This window comes from uncultured Polaribacter sp., from assembly GCF_947495205.1.
In the GTDB taxonomy this organism is placed as follows: domain Bacteria; phylum Bacteroidota; class Bacteroidia; order Flavobacteriales; family Flavobacteriaceae; genus Polaribacter.
In genome coordinates, this window is sequence record NZ_CANLXV010000013.1 from 15,770 (window position 1) to 32,797 (window position 17,028).

Here is a 17,028-nt window from a genome sequence, read left to right on the forward strand (position 1 = left end):
TAAAATTGAGGGTTAGTTCGTATTCTTTGACAATAGCAAACGTTCTAAGAAAGCAAAATACCTAGTTTTAATTGTAAAACTAGGTATTATAATTATAAATTACATTAATGCTTTATTTTACTATTAGCGTAGCTTTATGTAAATCTTTTTCTTGTGATGATGCTCCTACTGAGATTGTAAAAGTTCCTGGTTCCACTACTTTTTTCATTTCTTGATTTAAAATGTTTAATTCATCAAAACCTAAAGTAAATGTTACTGTTTTTGTTTCTCCTGGTTCAAGTGAAATACGCTCAAATCCTTTTAGCATTTTGTTGTAACGCCCAACAGAAGCATAATCATCTCTTACATACATTTGCACAATTTCATCACCAGCTCTATCTCCTGTATTAGTTACATCAACAGAAACTGTTGTACTTCCATCAAGAGAAATTGAAGCATTTTCAAATTTTGGTTTACTGTATTTAAATGTGGTATAACTTAATCCATATCCAAAAGGAAACAATGGAGATTTGTCCGCGTCTTTAAATTGTCCTTTTCCAGAACCAATAAAATCTGGGCGCTGCAAATAGGTTACTGGCACTTGCCCAACAGATCTTGGAAAAGAAACGGTTAATTTACCTCCAGGATTTACATCTCCAAAAATAGCATCTGCAATAGCATCTCCAGAACGCATTCCTAAATACCAAGTTTCTAAAATTGATGGAATATTTTCTGCAACATAATTAATAGACAAAGGTCTACCATTTATTAAAACGGCAACCACCGGTTTGCCTGTTTTATGAATTGCTTTTACCAATTCTTTTTGTACACCATATAAGTCTAAATCTGCTCTATCTACTCCTTCTCCACCAGTTCTTCTAGAACCTCCAATTACTAAAACAACGGCATCAGATTTTTTTGCTGCTGCAATTGCTTTTGGAAACCCTGCTTTAGAGTTGCTTAATAAATCGCAACCTTTTGCGTAATTAATTTTTACTTTATCTCCTACTTTTGCTTTTATACCGTCTAAAGCAGAAACATAATATGGAGGCAAACCAGAATAACCACCCAATAAAGAGTAAGTTCCTTTTTTAGGTTTGTTTTCGTGTGCGTTTGGCCCAATAACCGCTAAAGATTTTATTTTAGATAGGTCTAAAGGCAAAACATTATTCTCATTTTTTAATAGAATAATGGCTTTTTTAGCCATTTCATAAGAAAAATCTTGGTGTTCTTTTTTACCAACATTTACTGTTTTGGTATCAATTTCTTTTGGTTTTGTATCAAATAAACCTAGTTTATATTTTGCTGTTAAAATACGAGACGTTGCTTTATCAATATACTTCTCTAAATCAGGATTCTTTGTTATGGTATCTTTTAGCACTTTACTATTATATGCTGCTAGCTTTTCAATTTTCCCAATCACTAAATCCATATCAACACCTGCTTTTAATCCTAAAAGAGCTGATTTTGTTCTATTTTCAGCAATAAAATGCATGGTTCCTAACCTTGCAATATCATTATTATCAGAAACAATTAAACCATCAAAACCTAATTCATCTCTTAAAATATCTTTAAGCAACCAAGTATTCATATGGTTTGGAACCCCATTATAATCTTGGTGTCCTGGCATAAGAGAACCTATTTTTGCTTCTTTTATAGCTGCTTCAAAAGGTGGTAAATAAATTTCTCTTAATCTACGTTCAGACATATCACTAAAACCTCCATTAATTCCACGTCTATTTTCTGGATAACCAATAAAATGCTTCGCGGTTGCCATTACATGATTTTCATCAAATTGCTCATCACCCATTCCTTGTAAACCTTGTATAAATGCAACACCCATTCTAGATACCAAATAAGGGTCTTCTCCATAAGATTCTTCTACTCTACCATATCTTGGATCTCCAGAAATTACATCTAAATTAGGTGAATATGTATGTGTAACTCCCAAAGCTCTTGCTTCTATAGCTGTTTGTGAAGCCATTTTTTTAACCAATTCTGGCTGCCAAGTAGAGGCTGCTGCAATAGCTTGTGGGTAAACCGTTGTATTTCCATAGTAATCTAAAACAAGCCAAACACCATGTAATGCTTCTGCATACTTCATATAAGGGATACCTAACCTCTCATTTGCAGGAGCATCTTGAGTCATTTCTGCTATTTTTTCATCCAAAGTCATTTTACCAATTAAATCTTGGACTTTGCTGGCAATCTCTTTATCTTTTTTAGATATGTTATCTTTTTGCTGCTTACAACTAATCGAAATTGATAGTGTTAAAAAAGATAGGAATAGTAATTTTTTCATGAGTTTTATTTCTATTTTAAAAAAGTGTAAAAATATTTTTTTAGTTTCTAAAAAGCATCCTGTACCCTCTGTTTTTAAAAAATTTTTGATGTAAAACTCAGGATAGCACAGGGCACTCTAATGAAAAAAAACTTGTATTTTTATAAAACAAAAATTGTTGTTTTTAATAAAATCTAGTACAGAAAAAAATATTACTACTTTTATAATCTCTAGCTTTAGCTTAAATACTCAATATAAAAAAACCAATAAATCTTTAATAAGTAGCACTGTTTTTATCAAAAAAAACGGACTGACACCAGTAGAAATTAAATATTATTACAAATAAACTGCAACAAATATTAGGCAATTTTACAGAACTTCTAAAAACGAAAAAACAAATTCTAGGGGAGCTGAAGATGGTAAATATATTTACAGCGTGAGTAAAAACACTTATTCAGAATTGCTGCCAAACAAAAGAATTACGCATTCAGATAAATTTGTTCGTTGTGATAATTTTTACAATAAAGCAGTTGAGGCAACAGTTTTAAGCTACCTAATAAAATTTAGTACTGTTGATAGATGTTATGCTTGGGGTAGTGTTTTTTGTACTGATTCTGAAAACTATAGCTTACCTATTGGTTTAAATAAGGAATAACCAAAAGGCAAAAGAGGAATATATTATTATACAGGAAAAAGAATTCAACATACATTGTCATCTTAAACATAAAGAAAAAAATTATTAATTACCAAACCATACAAATGAAATTTAAAAAAAACATATTCACGATATTCCTATTTTTATGCTCAATTGTTTTTGTTGCACAAGAAAGTCCTTTAAAAGTTTTGGCTTTTACTAAAACAGGAGCTTTTAGGCATAAATCTATCCCAAAAGGAAAAGACTTTTTAGCTAAAATGGCTTTAACCAATAACTGGAAATTAGATTTTTCTGAAGATGCCGAAGATTTTACCATCAAAAATCTTGCTAATTATGATGTACTAGTATTTTTAAATACTACAGGAGATTTATTTTCTGATGCTCAAAAAAATGCTTTAAAAAACTATTTTGCTAAAGGAAAAGGTTTTGTAGGCATTCATGCAGCTTCTGATACAGAAAAAAAATGGGATTGGTTTACAGAGATGATTGGCGCTACCTTTAAAAATCACCCAAAAGTACAATCTGCAACAGTACATGTTAATAAAGAAACCAATCATCCAGCTGTGGCAGGTTTTAAAGAAACAGAAATCTTTAAAGATGAATGGTATAATTTTAAAAAACCAGTTGGAAAACATGTATCTGTTTTAGCTACTGTTGATGAAAAATCGTACAAAGGAAAACAAATGAATACCGATAATCATCCTATAAGTTGGAGTCATATTTATGATGGTGGACGCGTTTTTTATACTGTTTTAGGACACACTATTGCCATTTATGATGATGCTCGTTTTTACAAACATATTGAAGGTGGAATTCTTTGGGCAGCTCAACTAAAAAAGGAAAAAGTTGTTTCAAAAAAATGGACAAACCTATTTTCTAATGATCCATCTAAATATTGGGATACATTTATTGGTGCTCCTCACAAAACTGTAAAAGGATTAGAAAATGTTGATCCAAAAAGCAATGGAAAAAATTCAAAACCACTAGGTTTAAACAACGATCCTAAAAAAGTATTTGCTTTTAAAACTATAGGTGATGAAACTGTATTGCACATTTCTGGAGAAATTTATGGTGCTTTAACCACTAAGAAAGAATACGCAAATTACCATTTGAAACTTCAATTTAAATGGGGAGAACAAGTTTGGGAACCAAGATTAGACAGAAAACGTGATAACGGAATTTTATACCATTGTATTGGGCCTTACACCAAGTTTTGGAATGTTTGGATGCAGTCTCAAGAATTTCAAGTTCAAGAAACTGATATGGGCGATTATTACAGTTTAGCTGGAACTCAAATTGAGATTCCGTCTGTGAAAAAAAAGGGTGAAAAAGAGTTTGACTACGCTAAAAAAGCTGAATTGAATACATTTTCTAGTATTGATCGAAAAATTGCTTCGCATGCTAACAAAGGTTTTGATAATGAAAAACCACATGGAGAATGGAACACTTTAGAATTAATTTCTTTTGAAGGTACTAGTTTGCACATTGTTAATGGTAAAGTTGTTATGGCTTTATTCAACTCTAAATACAAAAATTTAGAGGGTAAAATTCTTCCACTTACAAAAGGTAGAATACAACTACAATCTGAGGCTGCAGAAGCTTTTTATAAAGATGTTAAAATAAAATCGATTCATAAAATCCCTAGAAAATATAAAAAACATATTTCTAAGTATTTAAAAAAATAAGGTTTTATCAATCAAAAAAAAACACCGTTTTAAACAAAAAAAATCGAGAACTTAGTTCTCGATTTTTTTGTTTTTCATTGTAATGAAAATATTATTTTAATTTTAACACCTCACTACCTGCTAGCAAAAATGCACCTGTTCCAAAATTTTGATAACTATCTTTAGAAGCTGGTTCTGGAAAAGCACCAATATTTTGTACCCATCCTACTCTACCATCTTCATGCTGGCAAGCGGCTAAGCCTTTCCAAGCTTTTTTTACTGCTGATGTATATTTTTTATCTAACAACCCGTTGTTAATACCCCATGCTAATGCAAATGTATGAAAACCACTACCACTTACCTCTCCATGATCATAAGATTCTGGGCTTAATAAACTGGTTCTCCACAAACCATCTTCAGATTGAATTGCTAATAATTTTGCAGCCATTTCTTTGTATAAATTTACATAGAAATTTCTGTGCTTGTAATCTTTTGGCATGTCATCTAACAATAAAGCTAAACCACCAATCACCCAGCCATTTCCTCTAGACCAAAAAATCTTTTTACCATTTGGTTCTTTATTATCTTTATCTGTTCCTTGCCAAACATAACGCATATCTCTAGCAAATAAATTTTCTTCTTTGTCATATAATCTATTATACGTTTGCGTATAAAATTTATGCATTGTGTCTAAATATTTAGACTGTTTTGTTTTTTTAGCATACAAATTAACTACAGGAGGCGCCATAAACAAAGCATCACACCACCACCATAAAATAGTTTCTCCTTTTATGTCTTTAGATTTTCCACTTGTCCATTTATTTGGTTCATATAAATGTGCATCTATAAACTTTTTTGTTGGTTCTAAATCTACAAAGTTTCTTCTTTTATCTGTTAATGCAATATATAAGTAACTGTAAGAAATTGCAACATCATCTGCATGATATAAACGCTTATAAGTCTGCCAATTATTCCTAACCGCTTGGTTTTTTAAAGCAGCCATATACATCATGTCTTTTGTTGTTTTATGCGCTCTGGCAACACCTGTGTAATATGCACCATTTGTCCAATCTGTTGGATGAATTGCAAAAATAGGATGTGTTTCTTGCCACTCTAAAGCTTTAATCATTGATTTTTGAATTGCTTCTTTATCTAAATCAATTGATTTTTGAGCAACTGTATTTTGTGATACTGAACAACTAAAAAGTGTTAGTACAACAGCTAATAATGTTAAGATTGATTTGTTCATTTTAAATCTATTTTTTTAATTTAAATTTTGCTTCTACGTATTCTTTAGATGATGTTCCAATTTTTACGGTATAATCACCAGCTTCTAATACTTTTTTCATTGAAATACCTGTAAACTCTAACATTTTAGGCGTAATTGTAAAAGAAATTGTTTTGCTTTCTCCGGCAGCAAACTCAATTTTTTGGAAACCTTTTAACTCTTTATCTGGTCTTGTTACAGAACCAATTTCATCTTTAAGATACATTTGTATTACTTCCTTTGCTTTAACTTTACCTTTATTAGTAACGGTTACACTCGCTGTAATTTCTGAATTTGGTGTAATTTCTGCACTTGATAATGTAATGTCTGAATATTCAAAATCACCATAACTTAATCCATGTCCAAAAGGATAAATTGGGCCTTTTTCTAAGAACAAGTATTCTTTTTTATAGTTGATTTCTTTCATACTATAATGATAAGGTAATTGCCCAATTGATCTTGGAATAGTAACAGGAGATTTTCCTGAAGGTGAAACATCGCCAAAAATAATTTTTGCTGTAGAATGATCTCCAAACTCACTTAAATCCCAAGTATCTAAAACAGCATCGGCATGTTTTGCTATTGCATTAATAGATAATGTTCTTCTGTGTTTTAAAACCACAATTACCTTTTTACCTAAAGCTGTAATTTTTTCTACCAACTCATCTTGAGGTCCAACAGGATCTATTGTAGCTCTATCTCCTAAAGTACTGTTACTAAAATAGGCTTCTTTAGCGGTAAATTTATCACCACCTAAAAACAATACTACCACATCTGCTTTTTTTGCAGTATTTACCAATTTTGCTATTGCTTTAGGATCTCTGTCTAATAATTCTGGTGCTCCACCTCTTTCGTTTGTTAAATTAAAACCTTTTTCAGCAATAAATTTAATACTACTATTTCCTAGTGCAGACTCAAACATAGCTTGAGTATTTTCTTTTAGTAAAGGACCTAACAAAGCCACTTTTGTAGCTTTATTTTTGTTTAAAGGCAATGCATTTTCTTTATTTTTTAATAAAATAATAGACTCTAAGTCTGATTCTTTAGCTAATTCTAAAGAGCTTGCTGCCCGAACACCTTTTTTAGTTTCTTCTAAATCTATATAAGGATTATCGAACAAACCTAAAATAAATTTTGTTCTTAACACACGTCTCACAGACCTGTCTATTAGTTTTTCTAATTCAGGATTTTTTTCTACCATTTTCGGCAAGTAAGAATACGAATCTTCTGCATATAAATCGATATCTATACCAGCCTCTAAGCCCATTTGAGCTGCCGCTTCTGGCGTTTCTGCAACACCCATAAAGTAATATAAACGGGCAATATCATTAGAATCTGAAACCACATAACCTTCAAAACCCCAATCGTCTCTTAAAACTCCTGTTAACAATTCTGGGTTTCCATGACTTGCAACTCCGTTTAAATCTCCATGAGAAGCCATAATTCCTAATGTTTTTGCTTCTTTTACAGCTGCTTCAAAAGGCGGATAAATTTCATCTATTAAAGTTCTTTCAGAAATTTCTATCGCAGCAAAATTAGAACCTCCTAAAACTTGGCCATAACCTGCAAAATGTTTGGCAACAGCACCAATATGTGTTCCTGCGCCTAAACCTTCGTAATTTCCTTGTACACCAATAATGGCATTTTTAACCATTTGAGTTGTTAAATAAGTATCTTCTCCAAAGGCTTCACTCATTCTACCAAAACGTGGATCTCTAACAATATCTGCTTCTGGTGAATGGCACATGTGCATACCTCTTAAACGTGCTTCTCTACCTACAATATCCCATTGTCTTTGTACTAATTCAGGATTAAATGATGCTGCAGATGTCATTGGACGTCCAAATAATGTACAACCTTCTGCATCTACTCCATTGTAAGATTCTGTAACAAAAAGTGCAGGAATGCCCCATCTGTTATTTTCTATGATGTATTTCTGCAATTCATTATTCATTTTTGCAGCAGCAACAGGATCTATGTGTTCTCCAGGATTTTTAATTCCTGCAATACCTAATTTTAATTTTTTAATTACTCTTTTTGATAATTTTAAATTTCCATTTTCATCTGGTTTTGTACCAATATTTGCATGAAAAATTCGCATTTGTGCAACTTTTTCTTCTAAAGACATTTTTGGTAAAAGCGCTTCTACTCTTTCATCTATAGACAAAGATGCATCTTTGTAATCTTTTTCTGTTGATGATGATTCGCCACAAGCTTGCAAAAGAGTTGCGCCTAAAAATAAGACTAGTAATTTTTTCATTGGTTTTTTATTATTTTGAAAATGAAAATGAATGGATTTTTAATTGATTGTTGTTTAGTTGTTCTATCAAAAAATAAAGGTTTTCTTTACCTTTTAACGGTTTCAAATTTATGTTAATTTCTTCCTTTCTTTCTGAATTTCTTGTTAATTCAAACGTTTTTTTGCCTAATACTTTTCCCTTTAAACTATCTCTAACTACTTTAAAAGAAAATTTTCCAGAATTTTTACCCGTCACATTAAGTGTAAGCCTAGATTTATTTGCTAAATTTTTGACATTGGTATAAACAGCATAACTTTTGTTGGCTTTAGTTTGAATACCAAAACCATTTTCAGTTTCAATTTTAGAAATTCCTTCTACTTTAAAATAATCTTCAGCTTCTATTTTTTTGTTTCCATTATAATTCGCAACACCTACACCATCTACTCTTATAGTAGCCATTTCTCCATTTTCTTTATAATGTACGTAACTTATAAAAGTATCTCTAAAGTATCTATTTCCTGTTTGACTAATATCACAATAGGTATAGTACCATTGGTTATTCCATTCAAAAAAAGAACCATGCCTGCCTTGTAAAAAACCATTTGGCCATGTAGGTGCATCGTAACCTTTAGCAAAACTTTCTTGTTTTATTACAGAATCTTTATAATCATAAGGTCCATACAAATTGTCTGCCATGGCATAAAAACAGCCCCAAGACAAATAATATTTATCTTTGTATTTATGAACAAAAGGTTTATCGTCTGTAGGTTTTTCTAAATTTTTTCCATCTTGATTATAAGGCCCTCTAGGATTATTTATGTTGATTTTTCTTGGCTTTTCTGCCAAACTAATCATGTCATAATTTAATTTTGCTATATAATAATCCCAAACACCAAAGATGATGTAATGCTCGCCATCTTCTTCAAAAATAGCCATATCATATTCATCTGTTGGTGTTAATTCTGAAGTTAACAGTGGTTTTCCTAAAGGATCTTTCCAAGGACCAACAGGAGTATTTCCAACAACTACGCCAGTTTGCTGATTTCCTTCAGAGAAATACCAATAATATTTGCCGTTTCTAAAAGCTACATCAGTTGCCCAACTTCTAGTAAAGTTTTTATCACCTATATAAGTGTCTTCTGGTTTTAGAACGCTTCTTTTTGTCCAATTGATTAGATCTGGAGAAGACCAAACCCACCAATCTTCCATAATAAATTTTTTATTATTTGCAGATTTATCATGCGAAGCGTAAACGTAAGCAGTATCTTTAAAAATATGAATATGAGGATCGTTTAAACCTTTATTAGGTACAATAGGATTTTGCGCTTTAACGGTTGCTGAAAGAAATAAAAATATGACTATCAATACTTTACAAACGTTAAATCCTTTCATATTTATAAAATTCTTTTTTTACTAATTTAATGAATAAAAATAGAGGCTAAGAATAGAAAAAGTATCCTGTACTATAATGGTTTAAAATAGATGGTTTATTTTTTAATAAGACAATAATTAACCTTGGTATTATGTTAGGTTTGTTCCATTTAAAATTTTAGAAATACTTTTTTGACGAAAAGATAAATTGAAACAAAAATATTTTGCGCTATTTATTTTTTATTAACGCTAAAAAATTCTTTTGCATCTCTTAAACTTAGTTTATCTGAGTTATAAAAAACCAAATAATCTACACTAAAATATTTTGATTTTCCTACTAAAGAAAGTGTATAAGTTTCTCCTTTTTTAAATTGGTAAATTAAATTGTAAGAAATATTTTTTCCTTTTCTAGCACTTTGTACCCAATACCATCTTCTTTCTGATGTTTTTTCACTAATTTCTAAAGAAAATTTTATGTAATTTTCCAAATCGTTTTTAGAAAGATTTGTTGCCGAATTAAAATTACCCGCCATTTTAACATAAGCATCATTGCAACAATCTGCGCTATCTTCTTCCAAAGGTTTGTTGCTCATCAATAACAATCTAAAGTTTCCTTCTTTTGGCGCTGTAAACGTATATTCTAAAGGCGAATTTGGTTTGCCTGAATCAATTTGATTTCCATTAAATTCTAAGTAAGAAAAACCAGAAGCTTTTGCTACATAATTGGAATCTCCATATTTAATTAAATTCCAATCTTGTAACTTAGAATGGGTATTTTCTGCTTCAATAAATATATAATCATTGGCAGTTAGTTTAATTTCTGGAGTTGGATTATTGTCTTCTATTGGTTGGTTTGTAAAAAGTGCTTTTACTTCTTTCCAACCTGCTTTGTCGTTACCTCCATTTGGTCCTCCTGTAATTAACCAAAACGTCATGCCTGCATCAGAAATATCAAAATGTTTTTCTGTGTTAGATTTCCAACGTTCTAGTTTATCAACTTGATACGTATCATCTATATTGTATAACCATTGCCAATTTGGGTTTTTACTTTCTTTAAGCCATTGCCAATTTTTTATATGCGATTGAAAATCATCTTCTCCATTGGATTTATTTTGATCTATAATATCATGATAAACCACCGTTGGAAAGTCTTTTTTCATAGCAGCCCAAGTCATTTTTGTTGCTCCATGACTGTGTTCTTCATTCCATTTGCTATGAGAAATGGCATGTATATATTTTCTTTTTTCTTTTGGGGTTGCTTTTATTAAATTGTAAGCTGTGTGCATTGGTCCTGCACAAATAAACCAAAGCGGATTCTTTTTACTACTTTTTTTAGCTTCTTTTACAAAATTTAAAATCGCAGCTTTTTGCGCTGTTTGATTGTTAAAAACTTTGGTAACATCTAACCCAAAACGTTTGGCGCCACCTTTTGCAGCATCGTCCATTATTTTCTCCCAACTTGCTCTAGATTTTCCTATGTGATTGTTATAATCATAATGCACAAAGCGTTTTTCTAAGCCTGCATAATGAATAAATGCTAGTGAGAAAGCCGTTGCTCCCCAATCATCAGAATCATGCAAATTACCATCAGAAGTAAAAGCAATGCGCCCTTTTGGCATTCTTATTTTAACAGTATTTTGAGCAAAGTATTCAGAAGAAAACAGCAACAATAATAAAAATAGCAACATTTTAGACATTTTATTATCAGCTATATTTTTAGTGGTGGAATACATTTTAAATTCTTAAGTTTAATTACTAAACTAACTTTTACAGTAAAAAAAAGCATCCTGTACTATAATGTTAATATAATACAGGATACCTTTATTTTTGTACTTCAAAAAAAGTAAAAAAAATATACTTTACTTTTTAATTTTCTTTCCTATAACAAAATACATTCTTGTATTTTCTGGCACATCACCATCACTATTACCTGCCATAATTATGCTTTCTCCTTTTTTGGCAATTCTTTTAAAGAGCGACATTTTTACACCGCCTAGATTTACATCATCTCCAGTATCTTTATAATCTTTGGTTAAAAACACAGGTCTTTCTACTCTATCATCATGCCCAACATAAATAATCATATTTGCTCCTGCTATAAATTGCAGTTGGTCTCTTGCCCAGTATTTACCATCAGAATTTGGTACTCTTACATATTCTGAACCTACCAAATATTTAGGAATTACAGTATAATTATGTTCCATATCTGTATAGGCTTTTTTACCCCAATGTACATTTTTTCTTAGCGCAGCTTTACCGTTTCCAGTATAACTAAACTTGGTAAATAAATCACTTTTATTTACTCTTGCAGGGTTGTAAGGCTCAGTTTTTGGAGTGTGAATTGGCAATGGCTCTTCATTATCAAAATTAACCTCATATACTTGTGGCATATCTTTTAACAAACCATTTTTAATAGCTACAGCTTGCGACGTAATTGTTATTGTAGCCGGTTTTAAACCTTTGGTTGTTGCTGTAATTGTAACATCTCCTGCTTGTAACATGGCACGAATTGCAACTCGATTGATACCTGCTTCTGCATCTAAAAATAAGTTGTTAGTGGTATTTGGTTTCCCTCCATTGTAACCACCTCTCCAAATTCCAGGACCTGTAATTGTAAAATCTACTTTATTTCTGCCTAGAGGATGTCTATTTCCTTCTTTATCAACAATTTCAAAATCTATTAAAGCAATATCAGAACCATCTGCCATCCAACCTTTTGGACCAACTTTAGAAGTTAATTTAATAGCTACAGGTTCTCCCACTGTTTTTTTAGTTTGAGAAACCAACAATTTATCATTTAAATAACCTTCTACTTTTAATTCTCCTTCTTCAAAATTAACTTTTGGAAATTTAAACAAATAACCATTGTCTGCTTTTTCATCTGTACCAATTAATTTATTATTAATGTAAAGTTTTACTTTGGTACAATTAGATACAACGTACATTGTTTTTTGAGTACCTTTTTCATAATTCCAATGCCCAATTGCATGAATTTGCGCTTCTGGTCTCCACATTGCTTTTGTAGCATAAAAAGCCTCTTTTTTTAATCTTACAGCATCAACCTCTCCACTTGCTCTAGTAACTTCTGTAGGATTTCTACCTCCATGAGTTCCATCTGAGAACACCCAATTGGCACCTCCACTATGGTAGGATTTTTTTCCCATCTTATCCCACCAATCTTCTACTTGACGCACCGCAAAAATTTCTGAACCAATTTTATACACATTTCTTGAAATGTTTGGATGTGTCCAAAAATTATCATCTGGTGTGTGTTTATCCCAAACACGTCTTGCACCTTCGTCTCTTAAATATTCACTTTCTATTAAAGGTAAATGTGCATATTCTCTTTGCCAACCTTCTGTACCAATTTCTATTGAAATGTATGCTTCAGAATCATTCTTTACATCTGCTCTTCTGTTACCCATTAACCTTTTTCCTTGCGGATCAAAAGTATTTATAATCTTTAAAATTTCTTCGTAATGTGCAGATGTTTCTGCCCAATTACCACCTTCCCAAATAAATATTGATGGGTGATTTCTATAATAAACAATCATATCTCTAAAGGCAGCAATTCTAATATCCCATGTTTCACCTTCATCTTGAGACTCTCCACTAACACCTGGCATTAAGGTTACAAAACCATATTTATCGCCCATTGCAATTTCTGCGGGTGAACCTGCACAATGGCCCCAACGTATAAAGTTACCTCCTGCTTCATCCATTAATTGGTAAGTATAATCTTTTAACCAATCTGGTTGTGCTGCTCCTAAACCTGCCCAACCTGCAGTTGGTTTTTGGCCCCAACCGTGTAATTTGGCATGCTCTCCATTGTTATGAAAACCTGAATCTTTATTAAATTCAAAAGTTCTAATTCCTAATGGCGTTGTATAACTGTCTAACTCTTTCTGCCCTTCTTTTAAAGTAGTAACTACTTTGTACATATAGGGTTTACGTGTATACCATAAATTGGGTTTAGATACCTTGTTTTTTGTAGAAAAGGTAATTGTTTCTCCAGCTTTTAAAATGGCTGTCTCTTTTTCGCAGCTAACTTCCTTACCATTCGCATCAATTATTTTGGCTTCAAAAGTTATTTTTTTGTTTTCTTTTGATTGATTTACTGTTTCTGCAGATATGTGAACGTCTGCTCTCTTTTTTGATATATTTTCTGCATGCACGTATGTACCTACTGTCTTTAAATTGTCATACAAAGGCAAGGTAATATGTACAGGATTCATAATGTGTAAAAATACATTTCTGTAAATTCCACCATGATTTGGATGCCAGTGTTCATGGTGCCAAACTAATGGGAAATTTTCTCTAAAATGTTCTCCTCTATCATTATTTACTTTTACGGCAATAATATTTTCTTCACCATTAAACTTTAAATGTTTAGAAATATCATATCCAAAAGGAATAAAACCTGTTTTATTTGTTCCTAAATACGCTCCATTAATGTACACATCTGCAATTTGACGAACTGATTCAAACTCTATGTAAATCTTTTTACCTGAATCTGATTTTGGCAATTTAAAATGTTTTCTGTACCAAACTGTTCCTCTAAATTGATTTTTCTCACCAATATGTTTTCCAATACTTAAATCGTCAAAAGTGTCTGTATCATTAAACGTATGAGGTGTACTTACTGTAGACCATTTCGAATCATCATAAGCTACCAATTGCGCATTTGTTGGGTTTGCTTTGGTAAATTTCCAATCTGGATTAAAGTTGTATTTTACTCTACTTTCTTGCGCATTTACTTGAAATACAGTACACAAAAAAAACAGGGTTAGTAGTGCTTTTTTTATCATTTTTAATATTACTTTATAACTTGTTATTTTTATATTTATTGGGTATACAAAAGTAAACTAAGCAAGCTTATGTTTATTTTATAATTTACAAACATAAGATTATTAATTGCAATAGATATCCTGTAGTCTCAGGTTTTATAATTAATAAAAAACACCAACTTGAATATTCTAATTGATGTTTTTTTAAAGGTGTATCAAATTATGTACTTACTCTATAATAATTTTTTGATTTAATTTTCCGTTTTCGGTTTCTAGTTGAATTAGATAAACACCTTTTGACAAAACAGGTAAAGCAATGTTTTGAAAACTGTTGATGACTTTAAAGTCAGCTGCAGTTATTTGTTTTCCCAAAATATTGTATAATGTAAAACGTACTTGCCCTTGTTGTAAACCTGTAATTTTTAGATTAGAATTAGTTGTTTTGTAAACATTAACACTATTTAAAAAATTAGCATTTACACTTAAAACAGCTTTATTTTTTGTGTGTAAGAAAAAACGACCCTCTGTAGATTGCTCTTTTATTGTTGTAGTATATGTAGCATTAGCCTTATCTAATCTATTAAAAGTATTATTTGCTCTATCTTCTAAAAACACTTTAAAACCTGTTGGCAAGTTTAAACTATTTGCAGCAAAAGTAATTTCTGAATTTGCATTAGCAGTAACACCTACAGGAATTACCATATTATCATAATCTTGATTTGGCAGTGATTGAATTGCTAGTTTTTTTTCAAAATTGCCAGCTACTAAACCTGTGTAAATTTCTAAGTTTGAAGTAGAGCCGCTAAATAAAGAACTATCATAACCATTATCAAAAGAAGTGGTTACACCGTTTATATATTTAATAGAAGATATTCTTTTTAAAGCATTACTTTCTATTGATAAATCGATTTGAAACCTATTATTAGATTTATAAAATTGCCCGGATTTTGTATGGGTTTGCATAGCTTCTGTAAAAAGAAAAGATTCCGTTTGTAAACCTCCAGATTTTGCTTTTACAAAGAACCCTTGTACTGGATGTATTCTATAATTTAAGGAACCTAAGTTATAAGTTTCCCAACCTGCGCCACCAGATTTTGCATTGTTCCAAACCCATATTGTTTGCTCTTCTAATACATTTTTATTAATTGCCAATAAATTATTAGTTGCATTTGCTGCTGTATTTACATGCAAATAATTTAAATATGGATTCCCTAGCAAGTTGTAACCGTCTCCTGCATCAGAAATATCTTCAGTAATATCTGTTGCATTTAGTTTTGGTCTTAAAACAATATCTGGTTCATTAGAATTTGCCTTATTATCAACCTTTATAGCGTAACCTGATTTCGCAAAAGAAACATTGTTGGCATATGCAACATTAGCTGACAAATATTCATATTTTAAACCTTTAGAATTGTTACCATTATAAGAAGCTATGGAATAAATGTTTTTTGTAGTATTTATTACAATATTACTGTTTGTAGGTTTTGCTATTTCATTTTGCCTAGAAGTATTTCCTGAACTTGATATTAAATGCCAATCGTTATTAGAAGGTAATCTCTTTTTAATATAAATACGTTTATTTTCTGTTTCTGAACCTGTAAAAATAAGTGTTCCTAAATCTTTTGTTGTCGGATTGTTTGAATAGCTAAAAAACAAACCGTCTTGAGATCTATTAAGCACAATGTCTCCAGAAACTGTTAAATTACTACCTTCTTGAATATTTAATCTCTTAGCACCACCACCACTATTAAGCGTAATGGATTTTGCAGAAGCAGACATATTGGGTGCAATAGTAACTCCATGATCTATAATTACATTATCTAAATTTGTAGGAATGGTATTACCAACCCAAGTTGTAGTAGTATTCCAATTACCAGATTTAGCAGAAGTAATTGTTTGGGCTATTGGGGTAAAAGGAACGTCCTCTCTTTCCTCTCTGCTATACGTGGTATTTGCCCATCTAATTTGTGCTCTACCACCTTTAACTCTATAGGCACCATATCTAATACCAGATTGTGTGCCTTTTTCTGGCTCTGGTATATTCCAATTAAAAACTGTACCTCCAATTATAGCATCTGCATAATGTATTTTCTTTGTAACGTCATTAGGATCTTGTCTAAAACCTACTTTAAGCTCTATACTTGTAGCTATATTTTTACCAATATTTTTTAAAAAAATTATAGATCTACCGCTAGCACCAGAACCTCCTCTAAAATTAATTTGTTCTCTATATATATTGAATGATATTTGATTGGTACCACTAGCATCATAAACAGGTTTTGCTAAATACAAGCATATTGCTGGATCTGGAGACCCTCCACCACCAGTATGCTTTCCTTTGGCTTGCATAATATAAGTTCCATCATCATTAATATTATTGGTTTTACCTACTTCTAAAATTCGAACAGTACCTTTAAATTCTGCATAACTTCCAACACCTGTTTTTTGAGATCTAGCTAAAGAACGCTCTATTCTTGGTTGTAAGGTATTTGCTGCGTCTTGGTTATTAGAACCATCTGTAATGTTATAAATACCCCAAGTTGTTCCGTTAATTGTGGTTTCTTTATAATTGGCATAACAACTTCTATCATCAATAGTACCAACGTTAGCTCGAGGTGATAAATCGTTTGAGGTTCTTGTTGCATTAGCACCATCTGAATTACAAGTTGTGTAGCCACCTGTATCTTCATCTTGCGCGGTAATTTGGGCACATATAAGCGAAGTAAAAAATAAAAAACTTAAGCTTAAAATCGATTTAATTTTCATAGTAATTAAAGTTGAATC

The 17,028-nt window shown here is 31.4% G+C and carries 9 protein-coding genes; 2 read left to right on the forward strand and 7 right to left on the reverse strand.

Annotated elements, in window-relative coordinates; all coding sequences use genetic code 11:
* Window positions 1-112: 112 nt before the first annotated feature.
* Complete coding sequence (locus Q0762_RS12155) at window positions 113-2,281, reverse strand: beta-xylosidase (RefSeq protein WP_298767174.1); 2,169 nt, start codon at window positions 2,279-2,281, stop codon at window positions 113-115.
* Window positions 2,282-2,696: 415 nt separating this feature from the next.
* Between Q0762_RS12155 and Q0762_RS12160 the strand changes: the two genes are divergently transcribed.
* Both Q0762_RS12160 and Q0762_RS12165 read left to right on the forward strand, forming a co-directional pair.
* Complete coding sequence (locus Q0762_RS12160; protein WP_298767175.1) at window positions 2,697-2,915, forward strand: hypothetical protein; 219 nt, start codon at window positions 2,697-2,699, stop codon at window positions 2,913-2,915.
* A 104-nt stretch (window positions 2,916-3,019) separates the two neighbouring features.
* On the forward strand, window positions 3,020-4,600 hold the full coding sequence (locus Q0762_RS12165) for a ThuA domain-containing protein (protein WP_298767176.1): 1,581 nt from the start codon (window positions 3,020-3,022) through the stop codon (window positions 4,598-4,600).
* Between the two features lie 91 nt (window positions 4,601-4,691).
* Here Q0762_RS12165 and Q0762_RS12170 read toward each other — a convergent pair whose 3' ends face one another.
* The 6 genes from Q0762_RS12170 to Q0762_RS12195 form a co-directional block, all read right to left on the reverse strand.
* On the reverse strand, window positions 4,692-5,828 hold the full coding sequence (locus tag Q0762_RS12170) for a glycoside hydrolase family 88 protein (protein WP_298767178.1): 1,137 nt from the start codon (window positions 5,826-5,828) through the stop codon (window positions 4,692-4,694).
* A gap of 7 nt (window positions 5,829-5,835) precedes the next feature.
* Window positions 5,836-8,106 (reverse strand): glycoside hydrolase family 3 N-terminal domain-containing protein, encoded by a 2,271-nt coding sequence (locus Q0762_RS12175; RefSeq protein ID WP_298767179.1) that lies wholly within the window; start codon window positions 8,104-8,106, stop codon window positions 5,836-5,838.
* Between the two features lie 10 nt (window positions 8,107-8,116).
* Window positions 8,117-9,478, reverse strand: coding sequence for a family 43 glycosylhydrolase (locus tag Q0762_RS12180; RefSeq protein ID WP_298767180.1), 1,362 nt, complete (start codon window positions 9,476-9,478; stop codon window positions 8,117-8,119).
* Between the two features lie 212 nt (window positions 9,479-9,690).
* Window positions 9,691-11,190, reverse strand: coding sequence for a hypothetical protein (locus tag Q0762_RS12185; protein ID WP_298767181.1), 1,500 nt, complete (start codon window positions 11,188-11,190; stop codon window positions 9,691-9,693).
* Window positions 11,191-11,316: 126 nt separating this feature from the next.
* On the reverse strand, window positions 11,317-14,265 hold the full coding sequence (locus Q0762_RS12190) for a glycoside hydrolase family 2 protein (RefSeq protein ID WP_298767182.1): 2,949 nt from the start codon (window positions 14,263-14,265) through the stop codon (window positions 11,317-11,319).
* A gap of 207 nt (window positions 14,266-14,472) precedes the next feature.
* Window positions 14,473-17,010 (reverse strand): T9SS type A sorting domain-containing protein, encoded by a 2,538-nt coding sequence (locus Q0762_RS12195; protein ID WP_298767183.1) that lies wholly within the window; start codon window positions 17,008-17,010, stop codon window positions 14,473-14,475.
* Window positions 17,011-17,028: the final 18 nt, after the last annotated feature.

Excerpts from the sequence above, each read along its gene's own strand:
- Q0762_RS12155 (WP_298767174.1), bottom strand. The coding sequence starts at position 2,281 with ATGAAAAAATTACTATTCCTATCTTTTTTAACACTATCAATTTCGATT.
- Q0762_RS12165 (WP_298767176.1), top strand. The coding sequence starts at position 3,020 with ATGAAATTTAAAAAAAACATATTCACGATATTCCTATTTTTATGCTCA.
- Q0762_RS12170 (WP_298767178.1), bottom strand. The coding sequence starts at position 5,828 with ATGAACAAATCAATCTTAACATTATTAGCTGTTGTACTAACACTTTTT.
- Q0762_RS12175 (WP_298767179.1), bottom strand. The coding sequence starts at position 8,106 with ATGAAAAAATTACTAGTCTTATTTTTAGGCGCAACTCTTTTGCAAGCT.
- Q0762_RS12180 (WP_298767180.1), bottom strand. The coding sequence starts at position 9,478 with ATGAAAGGATTTAACGTTTGTAAAGTATTGATAGTCATATTTTTATTT.
- Q0762_RS12185 (WP_298767181.1), bottom strand. The coding sequence starts at position 11,190 with ATGTATTCCACCACTAAAAATATAGCTGATAATAAAATGTCTAAAATG.
- Q0762_RS12190 (WP_298767182.1), bottom strand. The coding sequence starts at position 14,265 with ATGATAAAAAAAGCACTACTAACCCTGTTTTTTTTGTGTACTGTATTT.
- Q0762_RS12195 (WP_298767183.1), bottom strand. The coding sequence starts at position 17,010 with ATGAAAATTAAATCGATTTTAAGCTTAAGTTTTTTATTTTTTACTTCG.